This window comes from Cellulomonas gilvus ATCC 13127 (assembly GCF_000218545.1).
Taxonomy (GTDB): Bacteria; Actinomycetota; Actinomycetes; order Actinomycetales; family Cellulomonadaceae; genus Cellulomonas; species Cellulomonas gilvus.
In genome coordinates this window covers 2,528,324-2,550,488 of sequence record NC_015671.1, presented here as the reverse complement: position 1 = coordinate 2,550,488, position 22,165 = coordinate 2,528,324, and the positions used below count along the sequence as shown (strand labels likewise).

The 22,165-nt window shown below is 72.2% G+C and carries 23 protein-coding genes; 21 read left to right on the top strand and 2 right to left on the bottom strand.

The window, feature by feature from the left end; genetic code table 11:
* Nucleotides 1-5: 5 nt before the first annotated feature.
* The 9 genes from CELGI_RS11730 to prfB all read left to right on the top strand — a co-directional run bounded on the left by CELGI_RS11730 (nucleotide 6) and on the right by prfB (nucleotide 7,223).
* A complete protein-coding gene (locus CELGI_RS11730) occupies nucleotides 6-1,259 on the top strand; it encodes a right-handed parallel beta-helix repeat-containing protein (RefSeq protein ID WP_013884342.1) in 1,254 nt (417 codons plus the stop codon).
* 129 nt (nucleotides 1,260-1,388) lie between these two features.
* Nucleotides 1,389-2,615 (top strand): CpaF family protein, encoded by a 1,227-nt coding sequence (locus CELGI_RS11725; RefSeq protein WP_013884341.1) that lies wholly within the window; start codon nucleotides 1,389-1,391, stop codon nucleotides 2,613-2,615.
* Nucleotide 2,616: 1 nt separating this feature from the next.
* The gene (locus CELGI_RS11720) at nucleotides 2,617-3,471 is read left to right on the top strand and encodes a type II secretion system F family protein (protein WP_013884340.1); all 855 of its coding nucleotides are present in this window, start codon (nucleotides 2,617-2,619) and stop codon (nucleotides 3,469-3,471) included.
* The gene (locus CELGI_RS11715) at nucleotides 3,468-4,400 is read left to right on the top strand and encodes a type II secretion system F family protein (RefSeq protein ID WP_013884339.1); all 933 of its coding nucleotides are present in this window, start codon (nucleotides 3,468-3,470) and stop codon (nucleotides 4,398-4,400) included. Before CELGI_RS11720 ends, CELGI_RS11715 begins: the two co-directional genes overlap by 4 nt.
* Before the next feature lie 99 nt (nucleotides 4,401-4,499).
* Nucleotides 4,500-4,736, top strand: a complete 237-nt coding sequence (locus CELGI_RS17390; protein WP_013884338.1) for a hypothetical protein — start codon at nucleotides 4,500-4,502, stop codon at nucleotides 4,734-4,736.
* A gap of 38 nt (nucleotides 4,737-4,774) precedes the next feature.
* Nucleotides 4,775-5,131, top strand: coding sequence for a TadE/TadG family type IV pilus assembly protein (locus CELGI_RS11705; RefSeq protein WP_041574187.1), 357 nt, complete (start codon nucleotides 4,775-4,777; stop codon nucleotides 5,129-5,131).
* On the top strand, nucleotides 5,128-5,622 hold the full coding sequence (locus tag CELGI_RS11700) for a TadE/TadG family type IV pilus assembly protein (protein WP_013884336.1): 495 nt from the start codon (nucleotides 5,128-5,130) through the stop codon (nucleotides 5,620-5,622). The genes CELGI_RS11705 and CELGI_RS11700 overlap by 4 nt, the downstream gene beginning before the upstream one ends.
* Entirely contained in the window at nucleotides 5,619-6,068 is a 450-nt protein-coding gene (locus CELGI_RS11695) for a hypothetical protein (RefSeq protein ID WP_013884335.1), read from the top strand. Before CELGI_RS11700 ends, CELGI_RS11695 begins: the two co-directional genes overlap by 4 nt.
* Before the next feature lie 42 nt (nucleotides 6,069-6,110).
* Entirely contained in the window at nucleotides 6,111-7,223 is a 1,113-nt protein-coding gene (prfB, locus tag CELGI_RS11690; RefSeq protein WP_013884334.1) for a peptide chain release factor 2, read from the top strand.
* 34 nt (nucleotides 7,224-7,257) lie between these two features.
* Here prfB and CELGI_RS11685 read toward each other — a convergent pair whose 3' ends face one another.
* On the bottom strand, nucleotides 7,258-8,256 hold the full coding sequence (locus CELGI_RS11685) for a LacI family DNA-binding transcriptional regulator (protein ID WP_013884333.1): 999 nt from the start codon (nucleotides 8,254-8,256) through the stop codon (nucleotides 7,258-7,260).
* A gap of 394 nt (nucleotides 8,257-8,650) precedes the next feature.
* Here CELGI_RS11685 and chvE point away from each other — a divergent pair, with 394 nt between their 5' ends.
* The 9 genes from chvE (at nucleotide 8,651) to smpB (ending at nucleotide 18,505) form a co-directional block, all read left to right on the top strand.
* On the top strand, nucleotides 8,651-9,793 hold the full coding sequence (gene chvE, locus CELGI_RS11680; protein ID WP_013884332.1) for a multiple monosaccharide ABC transporter substrate-binding protein: 1,143 nt from the start codon (nucleotides 8,651-8,653) through the stop codon (nucleotides 9,791-9,793).
* Between the two features lie 145 nt (nucleotides 9,794-9,938).
* Nucleotides 9,939-11,498, top strand: coding sequence for a multiple monosaccharide ABC transporter ATP-binding protein (gene mmsA / locus CELGI_RS11675; protein ID WP_013884331.1), 1,560 nt, complete (start codon nucleotides 9,939-9,941; stop codon nucleotides 11,496-11,498).
* Complete coding sequence (gene mmsB / locus CELGI_RS11670; RefSeq protein WP_013884330.1) at nucleotides 11,495-12,721, top strand: multiple monosaccharide ABC transporter permease; 1,227 nt, start codon at nucleotides 11,495-11,497, stop codon at nucleotides 12,719-12,721. Before mmsA ends, mmsB begins: the two co-directional genes overlap by 4 nt.
* Nucleotides 12,722-12,756: 35 nt before the next feature.
* The gene (locus tag CELGI_RS11665) at nucleotides 12,757-13,959 is read left to right on the top strand and encodes an ROK family transcriptional regulator (protein ID WP_013884329.1); all 1,203 of its coding nucleotides are present in this window, start codon (nucleotides 12,757-12,759) and stop codon (nucleotides 13,957-13,959) included.
* Nucleotides 13,960-14,021: 62 nt separating this feature from the next.
* Nucleotides 14,022-14,792, top strand: coding sequence for an ATP-binding cassette domain-containing protein (locus CELGI_RS11660; protein WP_013884328.1), 771 nt, complete (start codon nucleotides 14,022-14,024; stop codon nucleotides 14,790-14,792).
* A 181-nt stretch (nucleotides 14,793-14,973) separates the two neighbouring features.
* Nucleotides 14,974-15,663, top strand: a complete 690-nt coding sequence (ftsE, locus tag CELGI_RS11655; RefSeq protein WP_013884327.1) for a cell division ATP-binding protein FtsE — start codon at nucleotides 14,974-14,976, stop codon at nucleotides 15,661-15,663.
* An 11-nt stretch (nucleotides 15,664-15,674) separates the two neighbouring features.
* Entirely contained in the window at nucleotides 15,675-16,589 is a 915-nt protein-coding gene (gene ftsX / locus CELGI_RS11650) for a permease-like cell division protein FtsX (RefSeq protein WP_013884326.1), read from the top strand.
* 2 nt (nucleotides 16,590-16,591) lie between these two features.
* Nucleotides 16,592-17,905: a M23 family metallopeptidase gene (locus tag CELGI_RS11645; protein WP_013884325.1), complete on the top strand. Its 1,314-nt coding sequence runs from the start codon at nucleotides 16,592-16,594 to the stop codon at nucleotides 17,903-17,905.
* Nucleotides 17,906-18,034: 129 nt separating this feature from the next.
* On the top strand, nucleotides 18,035-18,505 hold the full coding sequence (smpB, locus tag CELGI_RS11640) for an SsrA-binding protein SmpB (RefSeq protein WP_013884324.1): 471 nt from the start codon (nucleotides 18,035-18,037) through the stop codon (nucleotides 18,503-18,505).
* A gap of 3 nt (nucleotides 18,506-18,508) precedes the next feature.
* Here the strand turns inward: smpB and CELGI_RS11635 are convergent, their stop codons facing one another.
* Complete coding sequence (locus CELGI_RS11635; RefSeq protein ID WP_013884323.1) at nucleotides 18,509-19,567, bottom strand: ATP-dependent DNA ligase; 1,059 nt, start codon at nucleotides 19,565-19,567, stop codon at nucleotides 18,509-18,511.
* Nucleotides 19,568-19,653: 86 nt separating this feature from the next.
* Here CELGI_RS11635 and CELGI_RS16570 point away from each other — a divergent pair, with 86 nt between their 5' ends.
* From CELGI_RS16570 to CELGI_RS11620, 3 genes are all read left to right on the top strand, one after another.
* Complete coding sequence (locus tag CELGI_RS16570; RefSeq protein WP_013884322.1) at nucleotides 19,654-20,781, top strand: matrixin family metalloprotease; 1,128 nt, start codon at nucleotides 19,654-19,656, stop codon at nucleotides 20,779-20,781.
* 128 nt (nucleotides 20,782-20,909) lie between these two features.
* On the top strand, nucleotides 20,910-21,458 hold the full coding sequence (locus CELGI_RS11625) for a Do family serine endopeptidase (protein WP_013884321.1): 549 nt from the start codon (nucleotides 20,910-20,912) through the stop codon (nucleotides 21,456-21,458).
* Nucleotides 21,459-21,612: 154 nt separating this feature from the next.
* Complete coding sequence (locus CELGI_RS11620) at nucleotides 21,613-22,080, top strand: hypothetical protein (protein ID WP_013884320.1); 468 nt, start codon at nucleotides 21,613-21,615, stop codon at nucleotides 22,078-22,080.
* The last annotated feature ends 85 nt before the right edge of the window (nucleotides 22,081-22,165 follow it).

The window sequence follows — 22,165 nt, the reverse complement described above, 5'->3', positions numbered from 1 at the left end:
CCCGCATGCAGCCCCGCGCACCCCGCCCGCACCACCGCGGCGCGTTGACCCGACTGCTCACGGGCCTCGCGCTCGTCGGGGTGCTCGTGCCCCTGGCTGCCGGTGGTGCGTCCGCGCAGGGCACCGCCGCGGGCGCGGTGACGGCCTCGGGCGTCGGCACCGAGGAGATCGCTGCGCCCGCCTCGGGCGGCCGGACGATCTACGTGGCGGTGACCGGCACGGACAGGGTGCGTCGAGGCGACAACTACGCGAGCCGGTACGTGTGCCTCGCCAAGCGCATGACGGACCAGGACTACTGCCCCGCCGCGACCGTCAACCGTCCGCTGCGCTCGGTGCAGGCCGCCGTCCGGTCGGCGCTGCCCGGTGACGTGCTCGTCGTGCGGGAGGGCGTGTACCGGGAGGCCGTCGGCTGGGGCGCGGTGGCCGCCACCAGCACCAAGCCGATCGTGCTGCAGGCCTACCCGGGCGAGCGCGCCGAGGTCAACGGGACCCTGATGCTGCGCAAGCCCAGCTACTGGACCGTCCGGGGCTTCCACTTCACGTACAACCGCGAGGTCCAGGGCTCCGGCCAGGCGATCGTCAACCTCCAGGGCGGCACGGGCTGGACGTTCGCGGACAACGAGGTCAAGGACTCCCCGGGCGTCGCGAACATCATGATCACGCCCGGTGCGCGCAGCGGGTCCGAGGCCGTGCGCCGTGCCGCCGGCCCGCGGGACTACACGATCTCGGGCAACTGCATCCACGACAACCGTGGCCGCCACACGCACGGCATGGACCACAACATCTACCTGATGGCCGGCATCTACTCCACGGGCGGCCTCATCGAGCGCAACCTGCTGGCAGGCGCGCCCAACGGCTCCCAGATCAAGGTCGCCGCGGCCGGCGCCGCGACCGCGGCCGACAGCCCGCGGGGCGTGACGATCCGCAAGAACACGATGCTCAACAGCTCCACGGGCGTCGTGGTGGGGCTCGCGGCGCAGTGGATCCGCATCGAGGGCAACCTCGTCGCGAACCAGGCGGGTGCCGGACCGTACGACGCGGCGGTCAAGGGCTGGGAGCTCAAGCGCGCGGACCTGGTCACCGTGAAGGGCAACCTGCTGGCCGGGTACAAGCAGGCGATCCGCGAGGAGACGGGCCGGTTCAACCGGTCCGCGAACACCGTGCGCGGTGCCGTGTCCTACTCGGGCTCCATCCAGCAGTGCACCGCGGTGGTCGCGGACGCCGGCCTGCGCGCGCAGTACGGCCACGCCGCACGCTGACCTCGCGTCACGTGCCGCGTGTCCTCGCTGTGGACAACGGGATGTGCGCCGTGACGCCCGTGCCCTAGGGTGCGGGGCCGGGCAACTGTCCGAATCATCCGGTTCGGGGCCTGGTCTGCTGGGGGGCTGATGGACGGCGTCGTGATCCTCGAACGCGAGGTGCGGGAGCTGATCCGCCGGCGCGGCATCGACCCCGTCCGGGACCGGACGGGCGTCACTGCGCTGGTCGACGACGCGCTCGCGGACTACGACGCCCGCTCGGTGCTCGGCGCGGTGCCGCCCCTGCCCGACGGCGCCGCGGCACACAAGGCGGTGCTCGACGCGGTCGCGGGCTTCGGTCCGCTGCAGCGCTACCTCGACGACCCCGAGGTCGAGGAGATCTGGATCAACACGCCCACGCAGGTGTTCGTCGCGCGGCGTGGCGAGGCCGAGCTGACCACCACGATCCTCACGGACGGTGAGGTGCGCGAGCTCGTCGAGCGGATGCTCAAGGTCTCGGGCCGGCGGCTGGACCTGTCGAGCCCGTTCGTCGACGCGACCCTGCCCGGTGGTGAACGCCTGCACGCGGCCATCCCGGACGTCACGCGTCGGCACTGGTCGGTCAACATCCGCAAGTACATCGTCCGCGCGGACCACCTGGACGACCTGGTGGCGCTCGGCTCGCTCCCGCCGGACGCCGCGGCGTTCCTCGGCGCCTCGGTGCGAGCCGGACTGAACGTGCTGGTCAGCGGCGCGACGCAGGCGGGCAAGACGACGATGCTCAACGCCCTCGCCGGCGCGACCCCGGTGCGTGAGCGCGTGGTCTCGTGCGAGGAGGTGTTCGAGCTGCGCCTCGCCGTGCGGGACTGGGTCGCGATGCAGTGCCGGCAGCCGAACCTCGAGGGCGCGGGCGAGATCCCGCTGCGCCGCCTGGTCAAGGAGGCGCTGCGGATGCGCCCGGACCGGTTGCTGGTGGGGGAGGTGCGCGAGGCCGAGGCGCTGGACCTGCTCATCGCCCTCAACGCGGGTGTGCCCGCGATGTGCACCATCCACGCGAACTCCGCGCGTGAGGCGGTGACGAAGCTGTGCACGCTGCCGCTGCTCGCGGGCGAGAACGTCTCGGACCGGTTCGTGGTGCCGACCGTCGCGTCGTGCGTGGACCTGGTGGTGCACCTCGGGCACGACGCGCGCGGCCGGCGGCGCGTGCGGGAGATCCTGGCGATCCCCGGGCGCACCGAGCATGGCGTGGTGGAGACCGCGGAGATCTTCCACTGGCGCGACGACAGGCTGGTCCGTGCGGAGGGGTTCCCACCGCACCCTGAACGGTTCGCGCGGCTGGGGATCGACCTGCCGCAGCTCCTGCGCGCGCGGGGCTGACATGGGCGTCGTGGTCGGCTTGCTGCTCGGCGCAGGCGTGGCGTGCGTCTGGTGGTCCTTCTGGCCGCGCGAGCCCGGGACCCGTTCGGTGCGCTGGAGCGCGCGCGTGCAGGACGACCTGGTGCAGGCGGGCGTCGTCGGTGTGAGTCCGGGCGGGCTCGCCGCGGCGAGCATGGTGCTCGGCCTCACGGTGCTGGTGGTCATGGTCGCGACGACGCGTGCCCCGACGATCGCGCTGTTCTTCGCGCTCGCGGCCGCGGGTGCCCCGCTCGGCGTGGTGCGCGGCCGGGCCCGCCGGCGCCGCAGCCGGCTGCGGCGCCTGTGGCCCGAGGTGGTGGACCACCTCGCGTCCGGGATCCGGGCGGGGCTGTCGCTGCCCGAGGCGGTCGCGCAGGTGGGGGAGCGCGGCCCGGTCGAGCTGCGGCAGCCGTTCTGGGCGTTCGGCGAGGACTACCGCGCGACGGGCAGCTTCCCCGAGAGCCTCGACGCGCTCAAGGCGCGGCTGGCGGACCCCGTCGCCGATCGCATCATCGAGGCGCTCCGGATCACGCGCGACGTCGGCGGCACGGACCTGGGCCGGCTGCTGCGCACGCTCGCGGGCTTCCTGCGCGACGACGTGCGCACGCGCGGTGAGCTCGAGGCCCGTCAGAGCTGGACGGTCTACGCCGCACGGCTCGCGGTCGCGGCGCCGTGGCTGGTGCTCGCGATGCTCGCGACCCGGCCCGAGGCCGCCGCGGCGTACGACTCGGTCGCGGGCTTCCTGGTGCTGCTGACCGGGGGTACGTGCTCGGCCGTCGCCTACGCCCTCATGCTGCGGGTCGCGCGGCTGCCCGACGACCCGCGGGTGCTGCGATGACCCCGGTGGCCATGGGCGGGTTGGCGGGTCTGCTCGCCGCTCTGGGCGTCCTGCTGGTGATCGCGCGCGTGCGCGCTCGTCGGCCCGGCCTCGACGCGCGCCTCGCGCCCTACCTGCGGCCCCGCCGGACGGGTTCCTCCTTGCTCGACGTGCCCGCGGCGCGCGGACCGCTGCCCACGTTCGAGCGCCTCGTGGCACCCGTGCTGGCCGACGGCGTGCGTCTGGCCGCACGGCTCGGCTCACCCACCGACGAGCTCCGGCGCCGTCTGGCGCGGGCCGGACGGGTGGAGAGCGTCGAGCAGTTCCGCGCGGGGCAGGTGGTCGCAGGAGCGCTCGGCCTGGCCGGCGGGCTGACGCTGGGGCTGCTGCTCGCGGCCGCGCGCGGCTCGGCGACGGCGGTGCTCGCGGTGCTGGTCCTGGGCTGCGGGATCGCGGGCTTGCTCACGCCGGACTGGCTCCTGTCCCGGCAGGTCCGCGACCGCGAGACGCGCATGATGGCCGAGCTGCCGACGATCGCGGAGCTGCTCGCGCTGGCCGTCGGCGCGGGCGAGGGCGCGGTCGGCGCGTTGGAACGCGTGGTCCGCTCGACCCACGGGGAGCTCAGCGTCGAGCTCGAGCGCACCCTGGCCGACGCGCGCGCGGGACTGCCGATCGTCCAGGCGTTGGACCGGCTCGCGGACCGCACGGGACTGCCCGCGCTCTCGCGCTTCGCCGAGGGCGTCGCGGTCGCGGTCGAGCGCGGTGCGCCACTGGCCGACGTGCTGCGCGCGCAGGCCCAGGACGTCCGTGAGGAGGGGCGCCGCACGCTCATGGAGACGGGTGGCCGCAAGGAGGTCCAGATGATGGTGCCGGTGGTGTTCCTGATCCTGCCGGTCACCGTCGTGTTCGCGGCGTTCCCGAGCGTCGTGATCCTGCAGGTGGGCCTGTGACGCCGGCCCGCACGAGAGCCACGAATGCACGGCGGCCCGTCGGGTCGTCGGACCAGGAGGCGGGGCCGCCCGGCCCGCCCGAGCACCGAGGAGACGACGATGACGGTTCGACGACGCGGAGGGGCGCGCCGTCCTGCGCTGCGCCACCTGCCCACCCGGGCCCTGCTGGGCGTGCGGTCGCGGCTGGCCCGCTCGGGTGCCGCGGACCGCGGCGACGTGCCCGGCTGGGTCATGGTCACGCTGATGACCGCGATGCTGGTGGCGGCGCTCCTGGTGTTCGCGCAGCCGCTGCTCGAGGGCCTGTTCGTGGACGCCGTGGAGCAGGTCCAGCCGTAGCGGCGACGTGCCGGTCCGCGCGTGACCGCGGCTCCGCGGTGGTGGACTTCGTGCTCGTCGGCGGCCTCGTGATCGTGCTGGTGCTGGGCATCGTGCAGCTCGCGCTCGCGCTGCACGTCCGCAACGTGCTGGTCGACAGCGCGTCGGAGGGTGCACGGTACGGCGCGCTGCTCGGCCGGACCCCGGCCGACGGCGCGCAGCGGACGCGCGAGCTGGTCACGGGGGCGTTGTCGGCGTCGTACGCCTCGGACGTGACGAGCACGCGCGTGGTGCGCGACGGTGTCACGTTGGTCGAGGTCACGGTGACGGCGCCGCTTCCGGTGGTCGGGCTCGTGGGGCCGACCGGTGCGGTCACGGTGTCCGGCCACGCGATCGCCGAGGAGTCGTTGCCGTGACGGGGCTGCGCGACCGGGTCCGCGCTCGGGTGCTCACCGCCGGGTCGCACGAGTCCGGCGCGCACCGCGACGCCGGGAGCAGCGTGGTCGAGTTCCTCGGGCTGTCGTTGGTGCTGCTCGTGCCGCTCGTCTACCTCGTCGTGACGCTCGGCCGGCTCGAGGCGGCCGCGTTCGCGGTGGAGGGGGCCGCGCGTGAGGCCGCGCGCACGTACGTCGCGGCCGACGACGCGGCGTCCGCCGCCGCGCACGCGGTGGCGGTCACGGGTGTCGCGCTCCAGGACCAGGGCTTCGAGGACGACCCGGCGCACGCGCTGAACATCGCGTGCGAGCAGGCGCCGTGCCTGCAGCCCGGTGCGCACGTCGAGGCGCGCGTGCAGGTGCGCGTGCCGTTGCCGCTGGTGCCGGGCTTCGTGCGCGACGTCGTGCCGCTCGAGGTCCCGGTCTCGGCGAGCCACGTCGCCGCCGTCGACACGTACCGGGGCACGGGATGAGGCGCCGGCTGCGGGCCGGCGACGACGGCGGCCAGGTCATGGTGCTGACGCTCGGCGCGGTGCTGATCGCCGTGGCGCTCGTGCTCGTCGTCGCCTCCGCCGCGCAGGTGCACCTCGAGCGCAAGCGGCTGCTCGCGCTCGCGGACGTGCTGGCGCTGGAGGCCGCGGACGCGGTGCCGGACCAGGTGTACTACGACGTGGACGGCACGCGGATCGTGCTCACGGACGCATCCGTGCGGGACAGCGTCGAGGACTACCTGGCCGCCCACCCGGACCAGAGCGCGGGGCTGCGCGGGTTCGCGGTGGTGCGGGCCGATGCGCCCGACGCGCTCACGGCGCGCGTCCACCTGTCCGCGCGCGTGGTCCCGAGCGCGACGGCCTGGGTGCTCGCCGCATGGTCGGACGGCATCACGATCGAGGCCGAGGCCCACGCCACCTCGGGCTAGCGGGGACCGCGCAGCGCGCTGCTGACGGTAGCCTGGATGGTCGTGGCCACCATCGACTTCCCCGCTGAGATCCGCGAGCTGCGCACCACGCTGCAGTCCATCCAGGCGGTGAGCGACCCCACCGCACTGCGGGCCAAGATCGCCCGCCTCTCGGAGGACGCCAGCGCGCCGAACCTGTGGGACGACCCGGAGTCGGCGCAGAAGGTCACCAGCGCGCTCTCGTCGGCGCAGGCGGAGCTGGACCGTGTGGACAAGCTCGGTGCGCGCATCGACGACCTGGAGACGCTCGTCGAGCTGGGCCAGGAGATGGGCGACGAGGACACGCTGGTCGAGGCGGAGGCGGACCTGGCCGCGATCCGCAAGGACCTGGGCGAGCTCGAGGTCCGCACGCTGCTGGCGGGGGAGTACGACGAGCGCGAGGCCGTGGTGACCATCCGCGCGGGTGCGGGCGGCGTCGACGCGGCGGACTTCGCGGAGATGCTGCTGCGCATGTACCTGCGCTGGGCGGAGCGGCACGGGTACGCCACCACCGTGCTGGACACGTCCTACGCGGAGGAGGCGGGCCTGAAGTCGGCGACGTTCGAGGTCAAGGCGCCGTACGCGTTCGGGCACCTCTCGGTCGAGGCGGGCACGCACCGGCTGGTGCGCATCTCTCCGTTCGACAACCAGGGCCGGCGCCAGACGTCGTTCGCGGCGGTCGAGGTCATCCCGCTGATCGAGCAGACGGACAGCATCGAGATCCCCGAGTCCGAGCTCAAGGTGGACGTGTTCCGCTCCTCCGGGCCGGGCGGGCAGTCGGTCAACACCACGGACTCCGCGGTGCGCATGACGCACATCCCCACGGGCATCGTCGTCTCGATGCAGAACGAGAAGTCGCAGATCCAGAACCGCGCGGCGGCGCTGCGCGTGCTCCAGTCCCGGCTGCTGCTGCAGCGTCAGGAGGAGGAGCGCGCCGCCAAGAAGGAGATGGCGGGGGACATCAAGGCGAGCTGGGGCGACCAGATGCGCTCCTACGTGCTGCAGCCGTACCAGATGGTCAAGGACCTGCGCACCGAGCACGAGGTCGGCAACCCGGCCGCGGTGTTCGACGGCGACATCGACGACTTCATCGAGGCCGGCGTGCGCTGGCGTCGCGCGCAGGACGTCACGGCCTGACGCGCCGCACGCGCCGTCCGACGAGCGCGCGGGCTCAGCCCGCGGTCGACGTGCGGACGGTGAACGACGTCGGCAGGACGATCGCCTCGTCGGGCGGCGGCGTGCCCGCGCACGCGGCCAGCAGCATGCGCGCGGCGGTCTGACCCATCTCGCGGATGGGCTGGTGCACCGCGGTCAGGGGCGGGTCGGTCTGTGCCGCCAGCGGCAGGTCGTCGAACCCGACCACCGCGACGTCCTCGGGGATGCGCAGCCCGGCGCCGCGCAGCACCGCCATGGCGCCGGCCGCCATCACGTCGTTGTGCGCGAACACGGAGTCGAAGCGCAGCCCGGCCTCGAGCGCGCGGGCCGCGGCCGTCTGCCCGGACTCGTACGTGAAGTCCCCCTCGACGACGAGGCCCGGGTCGAGCGTCACGCCTGCCGACGCATAGCCCTCGTCGAACCCCGCGAGGCGCTCGCGGATGCAGCCGAACCGCGGTTCGCCGCTCACGACGAGCGGGCGGTGGCGGCCCAGCGCGAGCAGGTGGTGCGCGGCGGCGCGCGCGCCGAGCCGGTTGGTAGTGCTGACCGAGGGGAAGCGCGGCTCGCTGCCTCGGTCGTCGATCAGGACCACGGGCAGCCCGTCGTCGTGCAGCGCGGTGATCGCGTCGAGCGTGCCGTCGGGCTCGATCACCAGCAGCCCGTCGATCGCCTTGGCGGAGACGTGGCCCGCGAACCGGCGCATGGACTGCTCGCCCTGCGTCGCGGTGAACACGAGCATCCCGTAGCCGGCCTCCTCGGCCACCTCGACCGCGGCCTGGACCACCTCACCCGTCCACGGCCACGCGAGCGACGGGACGAGCATCCCGATGACGCGCGCGGACCCGCGTGCGAACGCGACGGCGCGTGCCGAGGGCACGTAGCCGAGCTCGTCGATGACGGCCCGCACGCGTTCGGCGGTGCGCTCGTCGAGCTCGCCCCGTCCGTTCAGGACGCGGGAGACGGTGGTCTTGCTGACGCCGGCGCGCAGCGCGACGTCGCGGATGGTGACGCTCACGCGTCGATTCTGTCGGGTGCGGGGCCTGGTGGGGTGACGTTGGTCCCGGCTCGGCGCGCCCCGCCTTGCGGCGGGCCGGGTCGCCCGAGCGGGTGAACTGTGCGCGCCGCCCCCAGCGCGCGCGTGCCGCGTCGCGGCCAGGCGGTCGGAGCGGAGGCGCAGGTCGCGACGGCATCTCTTCAGATCGTGAAGTGAACCAATGTCACGGACCCCACGCACGGCAGATCACCGTCAGGACACGCTTTGGTAACGGCGCTTGCGGAAGTCATGGCTTTGAGACTTGAATCCAACCGTCACCCCCGGGGCGGTGAGCCATGGGCGGCTCACACACCCAGTGCGACGGCGCACCGCCGCGACGCATGCCCCGGGAGCTGAACCAGAGGAGCAGACGACGATGTCCAAGACCTGGAAGAAGGCTGCAGTCGTGTTCGCCACGGCCGGCCTCCTGACCGCCTCGCTGGCCGCCTGCAGCAGCGAGCGCGCGAGCGACGACCCCACGGGCGGCACCACCGCCGGCGGCGACACGGGTGGCCTCATCGGCATCGCGATGCCGACCAAGAGCCTCGAGCGCTGGAACCGTGACGGCGCGCACCTGACCGAGCTGCTCGAGACCGCCGGTTTCGACACCTCGCTGCAGTACGCCGACAACAAGGTCGACCAGCAGATCACGCAGATCGAGAACATGATCAACGAGGGCGCCAAGGTCCTCGTGATCGCGTCGATCGACGGCACGGCCCTCGGCCCGGTGCTGGAGAAGGCGGCGGAGAAGGACGTCAAGGTCATCGCGTACGACCGCCTGATCAACGACACCCCGAACGTCGACTACTACGCCACGTTCGACAACTACAAGGTCGGCCAGCTGCAGGGCGAGTTCATCCGCGACCAGCTCAAGCTGGACTCGGGCGAGGGCCCCTACAACTTCGAGCCCTTCGCCGGTTCGCCGGACGACAACAACGCCAAGTTCTTCTTCTCCGGCGCGTGGGACATCCTGAGCCAGTACGTCGAGAGCGGCCAGCTCGTCGCGAAGTCGGGCAAGGCCCCGAAGACCAACGAGGAGTGGACCTCGATCGGCATCCTCGGCTGGGGCTCGGACGACGCGCAGGCCGAGATGGAGAACCGCCTGAGCTCGTTCTACAACGACGGGACCAAGCTCGACGCGGTGCTGTCCCCGAACGACTCGCTCGCCCTGGGCATCGCGCAGGCGCTCGAGAGCGCCGGCTACAAGGCCGGCGAGGGTGGCGACTGGCCCGTGCTGACCGGCCAGGACGCCGACCAGGCGAACGTGCTCAACATGATCGACGGCAAGCAGTCCATGACGGTCTGGAAGGACACGCGCGCCCTGGGCGACGCCGTGGCCGAGATGGTCCAGCAGATCGTCAAGGGTGAGACGGTCACGGTGAACGACGAGAAGACGTACAACAACAACGTCAAGGTCGTCCCGACGAACCTGCTCGACCCGATGGTCGTCACGCCGGACACGATCCAGTCGGCGCTCGTCGACTCGGAGTTCTACTCGGCATCCGACCTGGGTCTGTGACCCGGTCCTGACGCGTCGTCCGGCCGCCGGTGCGTGCCCCTGCGCGCACCGGCGGCCGGTCGGCCGCACCACAGGGACGGAACCGTCCCGCCGTCAGGCGGGCAGCCAGGACCCGGACAAGGACCGGGCAAGGACCGAGGTCGAGATGGACACCACTGCAACACCCGACAACATCCTCGAGATGCGGGACATCACCAAGCGTTTCCCCGGTGTGCTCGCGCTCTCCCACGTGAACCTGTCCGTGCGCCGCGGCGAGATCCACGCGATCTGCGGCGAGAACGGCGCGGGCAAGTCGACCCTCATGAAGGTGCTCTCGGGCGTGTACCCGCACGGCACCTATGAGGGCGACATCGTCTTCGAGGGCCAGACCGCCGAGTTCCGCGGCATCCGCGACTCGGAGCACGTCGGCATCGTGATCATCCACCAGGAGCTCGCGCTCTCGCCGTTCCTGTCGATCGCCGAGAACATCTACCTCGGCAACGAGCGCGCGGCGCGCGGCGTCATCGACTGGAACCGCACCAACGCGGAGGCCGCCAAGCTGCTCGCGCGGGTCGGCCTCAACGAGCTGCCGGACACCAAGATCAAGGACATCGGCGTCGGCAAGCAGCAGCTGGTCGAGATCGCCAAGGCCCTGTCCAAGGAGGTCAAGCTCCTCATCCTCGACGAGCCCACGGCGGCCCTGAACGACGAGGACTCGGCCCACCTGCTCGGTCTCATCAGCGGTCTGCGTGACCACGGGATCACCTCGATCATCATCAGCCACAAGCTGAACGAGATCGAGGCGATCGCGGACACCACGACGATCATCCGCGACGGCCAGACGATCGAGTCGCTGGACATGCACGGCACCGAGAAGGTCAGCGAGGAGCGCATCATCCGCGGGATGGTGGGTCGCTCGCTCGACCAGCGCTTCCCGGACCACACGCCGACCATCGGCGCCGAGGTGCTGCGCATCGAGGACTGGACCGTGCACCACCCGCTCGACCAGGCCCGCAAGGTCGTCGACAACGCGTCGCTCAACGTGCGCCGCGGCGAGATCGTGGGGCTGGCAGGCCTCATGGGCGCCGGCCGCACCGAGCTCGCGATGTCGGTGTTCGGGCGCTCCTACGGGGCGCACATCTCCGGGCGCGTCTTCAAGGACGGCCAGGAGATCCACCTGCACTCGGTGGGGCAGGCGATCGACGCCGGCCTCGCGTACGCGACCGAGGACCGCAAGCACTACGGCCTCAACCTCATCACGACGATCCGGGAGAACATCTCGGGCGCCGCGATCGAGAAGGTCTCGCGCCGCGGGGTCATCGACCGCAACGCCGAGCTCAAGGTGGCCGAGCGGTTCCGCAAGGACATGAACATCCGCACGCCCAGCGTCGAGGCGCTGGTCGGCAAGCTGTCCGGCGGCAACCAGCAGAAGGTCGTCCTGAGCAAGTGGATCTACTCCGACCCGGACGTGCTGATCCTCGACGAGCCCACGCGTGGCATCGACGTCGGGGCGAAGTACGAGATCTACACGATCATCAACCGCCTCGCGGACGAGGGGAAGGGCGTCATCGTCATCTCCTCGGAGCTGCCGGAGCTGCTCGGCATCTGTGACCGCATCTACGCCCTGTCGCAGGGTCGCATCACGGGCGAGGTCGCCCGCGCCGAGGCGACCCAGGAGCGACTCATGCACTACATGACCATGGAGAAGGACGTGACTGTCCGATGAGCACCGAGACCAACCTCGCACCCACCGTGCCGCCGGGGGACCGCGTCCCGCTGAGCCAGCGCCTGTCGGGCCTGGGCGGCAACGCGCGCCAGTACGGCATCTTCGCGGCGCTCGTCGTCGTGGTGCTGCTGTTCCAGTTCCTGACGGACGGGCGCCTGCTGCTCGCGAACAACGTCGCGGCGCTGTTCCAGCAGAACGCGTACGTGATGATCCTGGCCATCGGCATGGTCATGGTCATCGTCGCCGGTCACATCGACCTGTCCGTGGGGTCCGTCGTGGCCCTCATCGGCGGCGTCGTAGCGGTGTCGATGTCGGACTGGGGCTTCTCGTGGCCGATGGCTGTCCTCATCGGCATCGCGATCGGTGCGGCCGTGGGCGCCTGGCAGGGCTTCTGGGTCGCGTACGTCGGGATCCCGGCGTTCATCGTCACGTTGGCGGGCATGCTCATCTTCCGCGGCCTCGCGCTCGCGGTGGTCGGCAAGACGCTCGCCGTGTCCGACGACGGCTTCAAGAAGATCGCCAACGGCTCGCTGCCCAACTCCCTCGGGTTCGTCGGCAAGCTCGACGTGGTCACGCTGGTGATCGGCGCCCTGGCCATCGGCGCGTTCGCGTTCGCGCAGTTCCGGGCCCGCGCCCAGCTCCGCAAGCACGAGCTGCACATGGAGTCGACCGGCGCGTTCGCGGCCAAGCTCGTGGGCGTCGCGGTCGCGATCGGCTTCCTGGCCGTCATCCTGTCGCTGTCCACGGGCGGCACGCCGATCATCCTGGTGATCGTCGGCCTGCTGATCGTCGCCTACACGTTCCTCATGGGGCGCACGGTGTTCGGCCGGCACATCTACGCGATCGGTGGCAACCGCTCCGCCGCGAGCCTGTCGGGCGTCAACACCAAGCGCGTCGACTTCCTGATCTTCGTCAACATCGGTGCGCTGGCGGGTATCGCAGCCATCGTCACGACCGGTCGCCTCGGTGCGGCCGTCGCGGCCGCGGGTCAGAACTACGAGCTCGACGCGATCGCGGCGTGCTTCATCGGTGGCGCGGCCGTCACGGGCGGCATCGGCCGGATCTCCGGCGCGATCGTCGGTGCGCTGATCATGGGCGTGCTCAACATGGGCCTGTCGATCATGGTCGTCGACCCGGCGTGGCAGCAGGCCATCAAGGGCCTCGTCCTGCTCGCAGCCGTCGCGTTCGACCTGATCAACAAGCGGCGCGCGGGCACGAGCTGATCGTCCGTCCAGGACTCGACCACTAAGGTGCCAGCGTGAGCAGGCCCGCAGGTGCAGCCGGCTCCCAGTCGTCGCTGCGCGAGGCGAACCGCCAGCTCGTCGTCGAGACCGTCAAGCGGTACGGCGGGCTCACCCAGGTCGAGCTCGCCACGGCGACCGGGTTGTCGCAGGCGACGGTGTCGACGATCGTCCGTGAGCTGTATGCCGCGGGCGTCGTCGACACCGTCGCGACCACACGCAGCGGGCGGCGTGCCCAGATGGTCACGCTCGCCCGCCGCGTGGGCCTGGCGGCCGGCATCCAGATCGGCCACCGCCACCTGCGGGTGGCGCTCGGGGACTTCAGCCACGAGATCCTCGCGGAGCAGACGCTGCCGCTGCCCGTGGAGCACCGCGTGGACACCACGCTCGACCGGGTCGCGCTGCTGGTGGTGGACCTGCTCGAGCGGGTCGGGGCGTCGCTGCAGGACATCGTCGGGATGGGTGTGGGCGTGCCCGCCCCCGTCGACGCCGCGACCGGCATGATCTCCGTGCACGGGATCATGCCCGGCTGGGACGACGTGCACCTGGGCCAGGTGCTGTCCAAGCGACTGGACCTGCCCGTCTACGTCGACAACGACGCGAACCTCGGGGCGTTCGCCGAGTCCACCGCGGGTGCGGCCCGCGACTTCAGCGACAGCCTGTTCGTGCGTGCGTCCTACGGCGTGGGTGCGGGGATCGTGCTCGGCAACCAGGTGTTCCGCGGCTTCGCGGGCACCGCGGGGGAGATCGGCCACCTCACCGTGGCGCCCGACGGCGACGAGTGCCGCTGCGGGCGCCGCGGCTGCCTGGACACCGTGGTCGGCTCGAGCGCGCTGCTCGACGCGATCGGCCCGGTGCCCGGCATCGCGAGCCTGCGGGACGTGGTGCAGCGGGCCAATCAGGGGGACGAACGCTGCGGCGACGCGGTCGCCGAGGCGGGCTCGGTGATCGGCACGGCCGTGGCCGGCCTGGCGCTCGCGGTCAACCCGCAGGTCGTCGTGATCGGCGGTGAGCTGGCCGAGACCGGGGAGACGCTCGTCGCGCCGCTGCGCGCCGCGCTGCAGCGGTACGCGCTGCCCAACCGGATCGCGCCGCTCGAGGTGGTGCGCGCCGGGCTCGGCTCGCGCGCCGAGATGGTGGGGGCGCTCGCGCTCGCGGTCCAGTCCACGGACGTGCCGCTGAGCGTGGAGGAGACCGTCGACGTCGGGGGACTGGGTTGACGGCGCAGCAGTGGGACACTTCACTACAGCAACCACGTGTTCGACGAAGATCAGGTGAGCAGATGAGCGCGACGCCCGTGCCGCTGCTGTCGATGCGCGGCATCAGCAAGAGCTTCGGCGCGGTCGAGGCGCTGGTCGGCGTGGACCTGGACGTGCATGCGCACGAGGTGGTCGCGCTGGTGGGGGACAACGGCGCCGGCAAGTCCACGCTCGCCAAGATCATCGCGGGTGCGTACGTGGCAGACTCCGGGCTCATCGAGATCGACGGCGAGCCGACCGCGATCCCCACGCCCGCGGCGGCGCGCGAGCTGGGCGTGGCCACGGTCTTCCAGGACCTGGCGCTGTGCGACAACCTGGACGTCACCAGCAACCTGTACCTCGGCCGCGAGATCCACCGGGGCCCGCTGCGTGACGACGGCTACATGGAGGCCACGGCCCGCCGCGCGCTCGACGCGCTGAACAGCCGCATCCCGTCGGTCCGCACGCCGTTGTCGACGCTCTCGGCCGGGCAGCGCCAGGCGGTGGCGATCGCGCGCACGCTGATCGGCGACCCGCGCATCGTCGTGCTCGACGAGCCCACCGCGTCGCTGTCCGTCGCGGGGACCGCGGAGGTCCTCACGCACATCGAGCGGCTGCGCGAGCTGGGCCTGGGCGTGATCCTCATCAGTCACAACATGACCGACGTGCGCGCGGTCTCGGACCGCATCGTCGTGCTGCGGCACGGGCGCAACAACGGGACGTTCACGGCGTCGACCACCAGCCATGAGGAGGTCCTCGCGGCGATCACGGGGGCCACGGTGCGGCGCGGTCCGCGCGTGCAGGCGCTGCGCTGACCGCTCGCCGCGGGCGGTTCGTCACGTTTCGCCGCCCGCGGGCGCGCGCGTCGCAGGCGGCCTTCACGGGACCTCCGCACGCTCCGGCGTGTCGCCCGGCCGGACCCCCAGGACGGATGCCTAGTCTCGACGAGGCCGTGCCCTCGGCCGCAGTCCGTGTCCGGCGAGCTGAGCGAGCACCGTGATCAAGTTCGAGAACGTCACCAAGGTCTATGCGCGCGGCGCGAGGCCCGCGCTGGACCGCGTCTCGCTCGACGTCGAGCGCGGCGAGTTCGTGTTCCTCGTCGGCGCGTCCGGCTCGGGCAAGTCCACCTTCCTGCGGCTGGTGCTGCGCGAGGAGCGCGCCTCGGCCGGCAAGGTGTTCGTCGCGGGCAAGGAGCTCGGGTCGCTCTCGTCGTGGAAGGTCCCGCAGCTGCGCCGGCAGATCGGCGCGGTCTTCCAGGACTTCCGCCTCCTGCCCAACAAGACGGTCTTCGAGAACGTCGCGTTCGCGCTGCAGGTGATCGGCAAGCCGCGCCACCAGATCCTCACCACCGTGCCCGACGTGCTCGAGATGGTGGGGCTCGGGGGCAAGGAGAAGCGTCGCCCGCACGAGCTGTCCGGCGGTGAGCAGCAGCGCGTGGCGATCGCGCGCGCGTTCGTCAACCGGCCGCAGATCCTGCTGTGCGACGAGCCGACCGGCAACCTCGACCCGACCACGTCCCTGGGGATCATGCGCCTGCTCGACCGGATCAACCGCACCGGCACCACGGTGGTCATGGCCACGCACGACGACGAGATCGTCGACCAGATGCGCAAGCGCGTCGTCGAGCTCGCCACGGGCGAGCTGGTGCGCGACCAGTCGCGCGGTGTCTACGGCTCGGATCGCTGAGGGGGACGGCCGTGCGACTGCGATTCATCCTCTCCGAGATCGGCATCGGTCTTCGCCGGAACCTGTCGATGACCATCTCGGTCATCCTCGTCACGTTCGTCTCGCTGACGTTCGTCGGCAGCGCGGCCCTGCTGCAGCTGCAGATCGGCAAGATGAAGGACGACTGGTACGACAAGGTCGAGGTCTCGGTGTTCCTGTGCCCGGCCACGTCGCCCGAGCCCACGTGCGCGAGCGGCGAGGTGACCGAGGACCAGAAGACGGCGATCCTCGACGCGCTCGCCGAGCCCGAAGTCAAGCCGTTCGTCGAGGAGATCTTCTTCGAGACGAAGGAGGAGGCGTTCAGCTCCTTCCGCAAGCAGTTCGGCGACCAGTCGTGGGCCTCGGTGGCGACCGTCGACGACATGAACTCGTCCTACCGGATCAAGCTGACCGACCCGTCGCAGTACCAGGTGGTCGCGGAGGTCGTCTCGGGCCGGCAGGGCGTGGAGGCCGTGCAGGACCAGCGGCGGCTGTTCGACCGGCTGTTCCTGGTGATCGACCGGGCGACGCTGCTCACGGGTGGGCTCGCCGCCGTGATGCTCATCGCGGCCGTCCTGCTCATCACCACGACCATCCGCCTGTCGGCGCTCTCGCGCCGCCGTGAGACCGGGATCATGCGCCTGGTCGGCGCGTCCAACCTGTTCATCCAGCTCCCGTTCATGCTCGAGGGCGCGATCGCCGCGACGGTCGGCTCGCTGCTCGCGGTGGGCGGGCTGTGGCTGGGCGTGGAGTACCTGGTGACCGACTGGCTGGGCGGCACCGTGAGCTGGATCCCGTACGTGACGACGGCCGACGTGCTCACGGTCGCGCCGTTCCTGGTGGCCGCGGCGATCCTGCTCGCGGCGATCTCCTCGCTGGTGACCCTGAGCCGCTACACGAAGGTGTGACGATGCTGTCCGTTCCCCGACGCGTGTCCCGACGAACCGCGACCCTCACGGTCGCCGCGCTGCTAGCCGGTCTGGCGTTCGCCGCGACGCCCGCGATGGGCGACGCGATCGACGACCGACGCGAGGCCGCCGAGCGCGAGCAGGCCAAGAACGAGCGCGAGCGGGCGGACGCTGAGGAGGCCATGGAGGGCCTCGAGGGCGAGCTCGGCGCGGTCTCCGACCGCCTGCTGGAGATCCAGGCCCAGCTGCCCGCCGCGCGCCTGGCGCTCGAGGAGGCGAACGCGACGTTCGCCAAGGCCAAGCGTGAGCTCGCGCTGGTCACCGGCCGGCTCGAGGACGCGCAGGAGCAGGCCGCGGACCTCGAGACCACCATGGAGGCCGACTCCGACGAGGCGACGCGCATGCGCGAGGCGATCGGCCAGATGGCGCGTGAGGCGTACCGGGGCGGCGGCGACGTCTCGAGCGTCAGCATGATCCTGGACGCCGACTCGAGCGAGGACTTCATCGAGCGGGCCGACCTGGTCAGCATGGCGCTGCGCACGCGCGCACAGGTGCTGGACGACCTGCAGGCCACCGAGTCCGGCAACCGCAACTCCGCCGAACGCCTGACCGCGGTGCAGGGCCGGATCGGTGAGCTGCGCGAGCAGGCGCAGGGCAAGGTCGACGAGGCCAAGGCGGCCAAGGAGGCCGCGGCCCGCGCCAAGACCAAGCTCGAGGGCCTGCAGGCCGAGCAGCAGGCCAAGCAGCAGCAGCTGGTGGCCAAGAAGGGCGAGATCACCGAGCAGCTCGCCAAGATCAACCGCGAGGCCGACCGGATCGAGGACGACCTCAACGACGCGATCCGGGACCAGCGTGAGCGCGACAAGGACCGTCCCGACGACCCGGCCGACCCGCCGTCCTCGTCGGGCACGCTGTTCGTCAACCCCACGCAGACCAAGCCGATCTACGTCACGTCCGAGTACGGCATGCGGTTCCACCCCGTGCTGCGCTACTGGCGGCTGCACGCGGGTATCGACCTGCGCGACTACTGCGGCAACGACGTGTACGCCGCGCGCTCCGGCACGGTGCTGTGGACGCAGTACCGGTACGGCTGGGGCAACCAGGTGATGATCGCGCACAACGACGTCAACGGGCGGACGCTCGCGACGAGCTACAACCACCTGTCGTCGTTCGTCGTGGCGCCCGGTACCAAGGTGAAGGCCGGGCAGCTGATCGCGCGGGCCGGCAACACGGGCATCTCGGGCGCGTGCCACCTGCACTTCGAGGTGTACTTCAACGGCGCGACGACCAACCCCCGGCCGTACCTGCCGCTGTGACGCCCGGTTATCCACGGGAGTCCACCGGCGCCGCCAGGTAGGCTCGTCCGGCGCACGGCTCGCGTGCGCGCGTGGCCGGACGCCCCGTGGGGTGGGCCAGGCCGCGACGACGACGAGGAGGGGTGCGCGGTGGCCAAGGACTCCGGGCGCAAGCTCGTGGCCGCCAACCGCAAGGCCCGCCACGACTACACGATCGAGGACGTCTTCGAGGCCGGCGTCATGCTCACCGGCACCGAGGTCAAGGCGCTGCGGCTCGGCCGCGCGTCGCTCGTCGACGGCTGGTGCGAGATCGAGGCCGGCGAGGCGTGGCTGCACGGCGTGCACATCCCCGAGTACGCGCAGGGCACGTGGACCAACCACGCGCCGCGCCGCAAGCGCAAGCTGCTGCTGCACCGCGACGAGATCGACCGTCTCGCGGCGAAGACACGCGAGAAGGGCCAGACGATCGTCCCGCTCGCGCTGTACTTCCTCGACGGCCGCGCCAAGGTCGAGATCGCCCTCGCGCGCGGCAAGAAGGACTGGGACAAGCGTCAGGCGCTGCGCGAGCGGCAGGACAACATGGAGTCGCAGCGCGCGATGCGCGAGCGCCGCGACCGCTGAGGCTCAGCCGCCCAGGACGTCCGCGAGGTCGAACCGCACGGGTGTCTCGAGCTGCGCGTACGTGCACGTGGCCGGGTCCCGGTCCGGGCGCCACCGCCGGAACTGCGCGGTGTGCCGGAAGCGCGTCCCCTCCATGTGGTCGTAGGCCACCTCGACCACCAGCTCGGGGCGCAGCGGCTCGAAGCTGAGGTCCTTGGTCGCGTTCCAGCGGCTGACCGCGCCCGGCAGCCGGTTGCCCGCGTGCGCGTCGCTGTCCGCCCACTGCGCCCAGGGGTGGTCGCCCACGTCGGTCCGCAGCGGCGCGAGCTCCTCGATGAGCGCCGCACGCCGCGCCATGGGGAACGACGCCGCGACGCCCACGTGCTGGAGGTGCCCCTCGTCGTCCCACAGGCCCAGCAGCAGGCTGCCGAGGATCCCGCCGGTCTTGTGCCACCGGAACCCGGCGACCACGCAGTCGGCGGTGCGCTCGTGCTTGACCTTGAACATCGCGCGCTTGTCCGGCTGGTACGTGCCGTCCAGCGGCTTGGCGACGACGCCGTCCAGGCCCGCGCCCTCGAACTGCGTGAACCAGCGGTGCGCCTCGTCCATGTCCGCCGTGGCGGGTGTGACGTGGACGGGGGAGTGCGCCTCGCCGAGCGCGTCCACGAGCCGTCGGCGCCGGTCCCGCAGCGGAGCACCCATCAGGTCCTCGTCGCCCAGGGCCAGGAGGTCGAACGCGACGAGGCTCGCGGGGGTCTGCTCCGCGAGGAGCCGCACGCGCGACGCCGCGGGGTGGATGCGGTTCGTGAGCGCGTCCCAGGCCAGGTGGTCGCCCTCGACGATGACGATCTCGCCGTCGAGCACGCAGCGGTCCGGTGTGTGGGCCTTGATCTGCTCGACCAGCTCCGGGAAGTAGCGCGTCAGCGGCTTCTCGTTGCGGCTGCCGAGCTCCACCTCGTCGCCGTCGCGGAACACGATCGTGCGGAAGCCGTCCCACTTGGGTTCGACGTGCCCCACGTCGGGGATGTCCTTGACCGACCTGGCGAGCATGGGGGCGACCGGCGGCATCACGGGCAGGCGCATGGGCTCATCCTGGACCAACCGGGTGACATCGGCAGCGGCGGCGTGCAGGGGCTTCACCCGAGCGCGTGAAGTGCCGATGCCACCGCGTGTCCCACGACGACCTGCCGCGCTCACCCACGGGTCGGATCCCGCAGTGGGTGATCGACGAGGCGCAGGGCCGGGAGACGACGCCCGCTCCGTTCCGCACCGACGCGTACGACACGTCGGCGGCGCAGGACGAGCGCTGGCTCCACCGGCGCATGCGCCGGCGCGACCGTGCACCCCGCGTGCGCACCTTCGGGATCGACCGCGACGGGCCGCCCAGCTACGTCGCGCCGCCGGCCCGGCTCCGCCGTCTGGCGCCGATCCATGCGCGCAGGGGGTGGGAGCGGACACGGACCATCCTCGCGACCACGTGCGCCGTGCTCGCGATCGGCGTCCTGGCCGTGCGCGGGTACGAGCAGCTGAACAGCCCCGCGCTCGACGACCTCCCGGGTGCTCTCGCGGAGGGCGCGCTCGCGTACGGGACCGGCTGGGGCGGGACGACGACGATCCTGAACGGGCCTCCGGCCGGCGTCGAGGAGGCAGCCGAGCCACTCGGTGCGCCCATGCGACTGGCGCCGACCGGGGAGCCCTTCGCGTTCCTCGACACGCAGGAGCTGCCGGACGGCCGCGTCGCACCCGTGGGATGGTCGCCGTGCCGGCCGGTCCATTTCGTCGTGAACACCGACGGTGCGCCCGACGGGTTCGCTGCGCAGGTCGCGGACGTGGTGGCGGAGGCCTCGGCTGTGACGGGTCTGCGGTTCGTGTCCGACGGCGTCACCACGGAGACGTCGAGCACCGACCGGCTGCCGTACCAGCCGAGCCGCTACCCGGGCCGGTGGGCGCCGCTGCTCATCCGGTTCGCGGACGAGCAGGACGTCGCGGACCTGGAGGGCGACGTCGCCGGACTGGGCGGCCCCGTCAACGTGGACCGGGGCGACGGTCTGCTGGTCACCGTCACGGGGGCCGTATGGCTGGACACCACACTCGTCGGACAGGCCATGACCGACGGGTCTCCCGCGTACGTGACCGTCCTGAGGCACGAGCTGGCGCATGCGCTGGGCCTGGCACACGTCGAGGACCCCAGCCAGGTGATGAACCCCTTCTGGTCACCCGACGTCGCCGCGTACAGCGGCGGCGACGCGTACGGGCTGGCCCAGCTGGGCCGCGGGGTGTGCGCTCCCGATCTCTGAGCGTCGGGTCCGGAGCACGTCACGGGATTCCCATGGAACTCCCAAGGAGCTCTCAGTCGTTGTGCGGGCGGAGGGACTTGTGTGGTCCCGGAGCGACGCCGCCCGGCGTCGGGAGGAGGGGTACGACGATGGCTGCCCGCGACGACGCCGGACCGACCGCACGACAGGACGACGTGACCGAAGCCCTGACCGGGCCGGGCGCGTCACAGGCCGAGCCGGCCGAGCAGGCACCCGGACGCACCCGGGGGCGGCGGCGCGGTCTCGCGATCGGGGCGGCCCTCGCCGTCGGTGCGAGCGTCGTCGGACCCGCCGGAACGGCGGCGGCCGCGGCGAGCGCGCACGGTGCGCGGCAGCCGCTCGTCGCGCCGTCGTGGCCCGGGCTGGCGGCGGCCGACCCGACCGCCGGTGTGCTCGAGGTCGCGGCGCGTGGTGCCGCCGGGTCCGTGACCGGTACCGCGTTGGCTGTCACGGCCGACGGCATCGCGGTGACGCACCGGCACGTGGTGGCCGGCGCGACGACGATCGTCGTGACCGATCCCGTCTCCGGCCGCCGGTCGCTCGCGTCGGTGCTGGTGAGCGATCCGCGTGCCGACATGGCGGTGCTGCAGCTGGTGTCCGCCACGGTCGCCGACCCCGCGGCGCTGCGCGACGACCTGGTCGAGGACGCGCCCGCCTGAGTACCGGCGGCAACCGTTCACCCCCAGGTGGGCAATCGTGCACCGGCGCGGGTGACGTCTGTGCGCACGCGCTGCGGCCGGGGTTCATGCGGCGTTAGGTTCCTCGATGCCGGGGTGGGGGCTCTCGACGAGACTCGGCGGACGGGACTGCGCCATGCACACGAACCTGCTGGTCAGCGGTGGTTCACCGGACTTCGGGACCATCGACGGGCTGCTCGCCACCACCGCCGACGGCATCGGCACGTCCGCCTGGGCGGGGGTCGCCGCCGTGGGCGTGATCGTGCTGCTCGGCCTGGTGATGATCGTGCGCAACTCGGTGCTGCGGCGTCGCGGGGGCCGCATCCCGGCCGTGGTCAGGGACCTCGAGGCGCGGGGCTACCTCACGGTGTATGCGACCGACGGGCCGCACGGACCCGACTGGACGCTGCGCCGGCTGCGCATGCCGGACCGCACGCTCACCGCGACCGAGCGGGCCTGGTACTTCGCGGTGTTCGGCACCACGCTGACCACGGTCGTGCACTGGTCCGAGGTGCGGCCGCCGTCGGTCCACGCCTGGCCCGAGCTGCGCGCCGCCACCGACCCGCCCCGCCCGCCGCGCGACGAGCCGGCGCCCTGCGACTGACGCGCGCCAGCCCTGACTGCGGGCGTTGCACCCCTGGTGGCCGACGTGCCAGGGCGCCGCAGCAGCGCGCGGTGCCCGGTCGGCC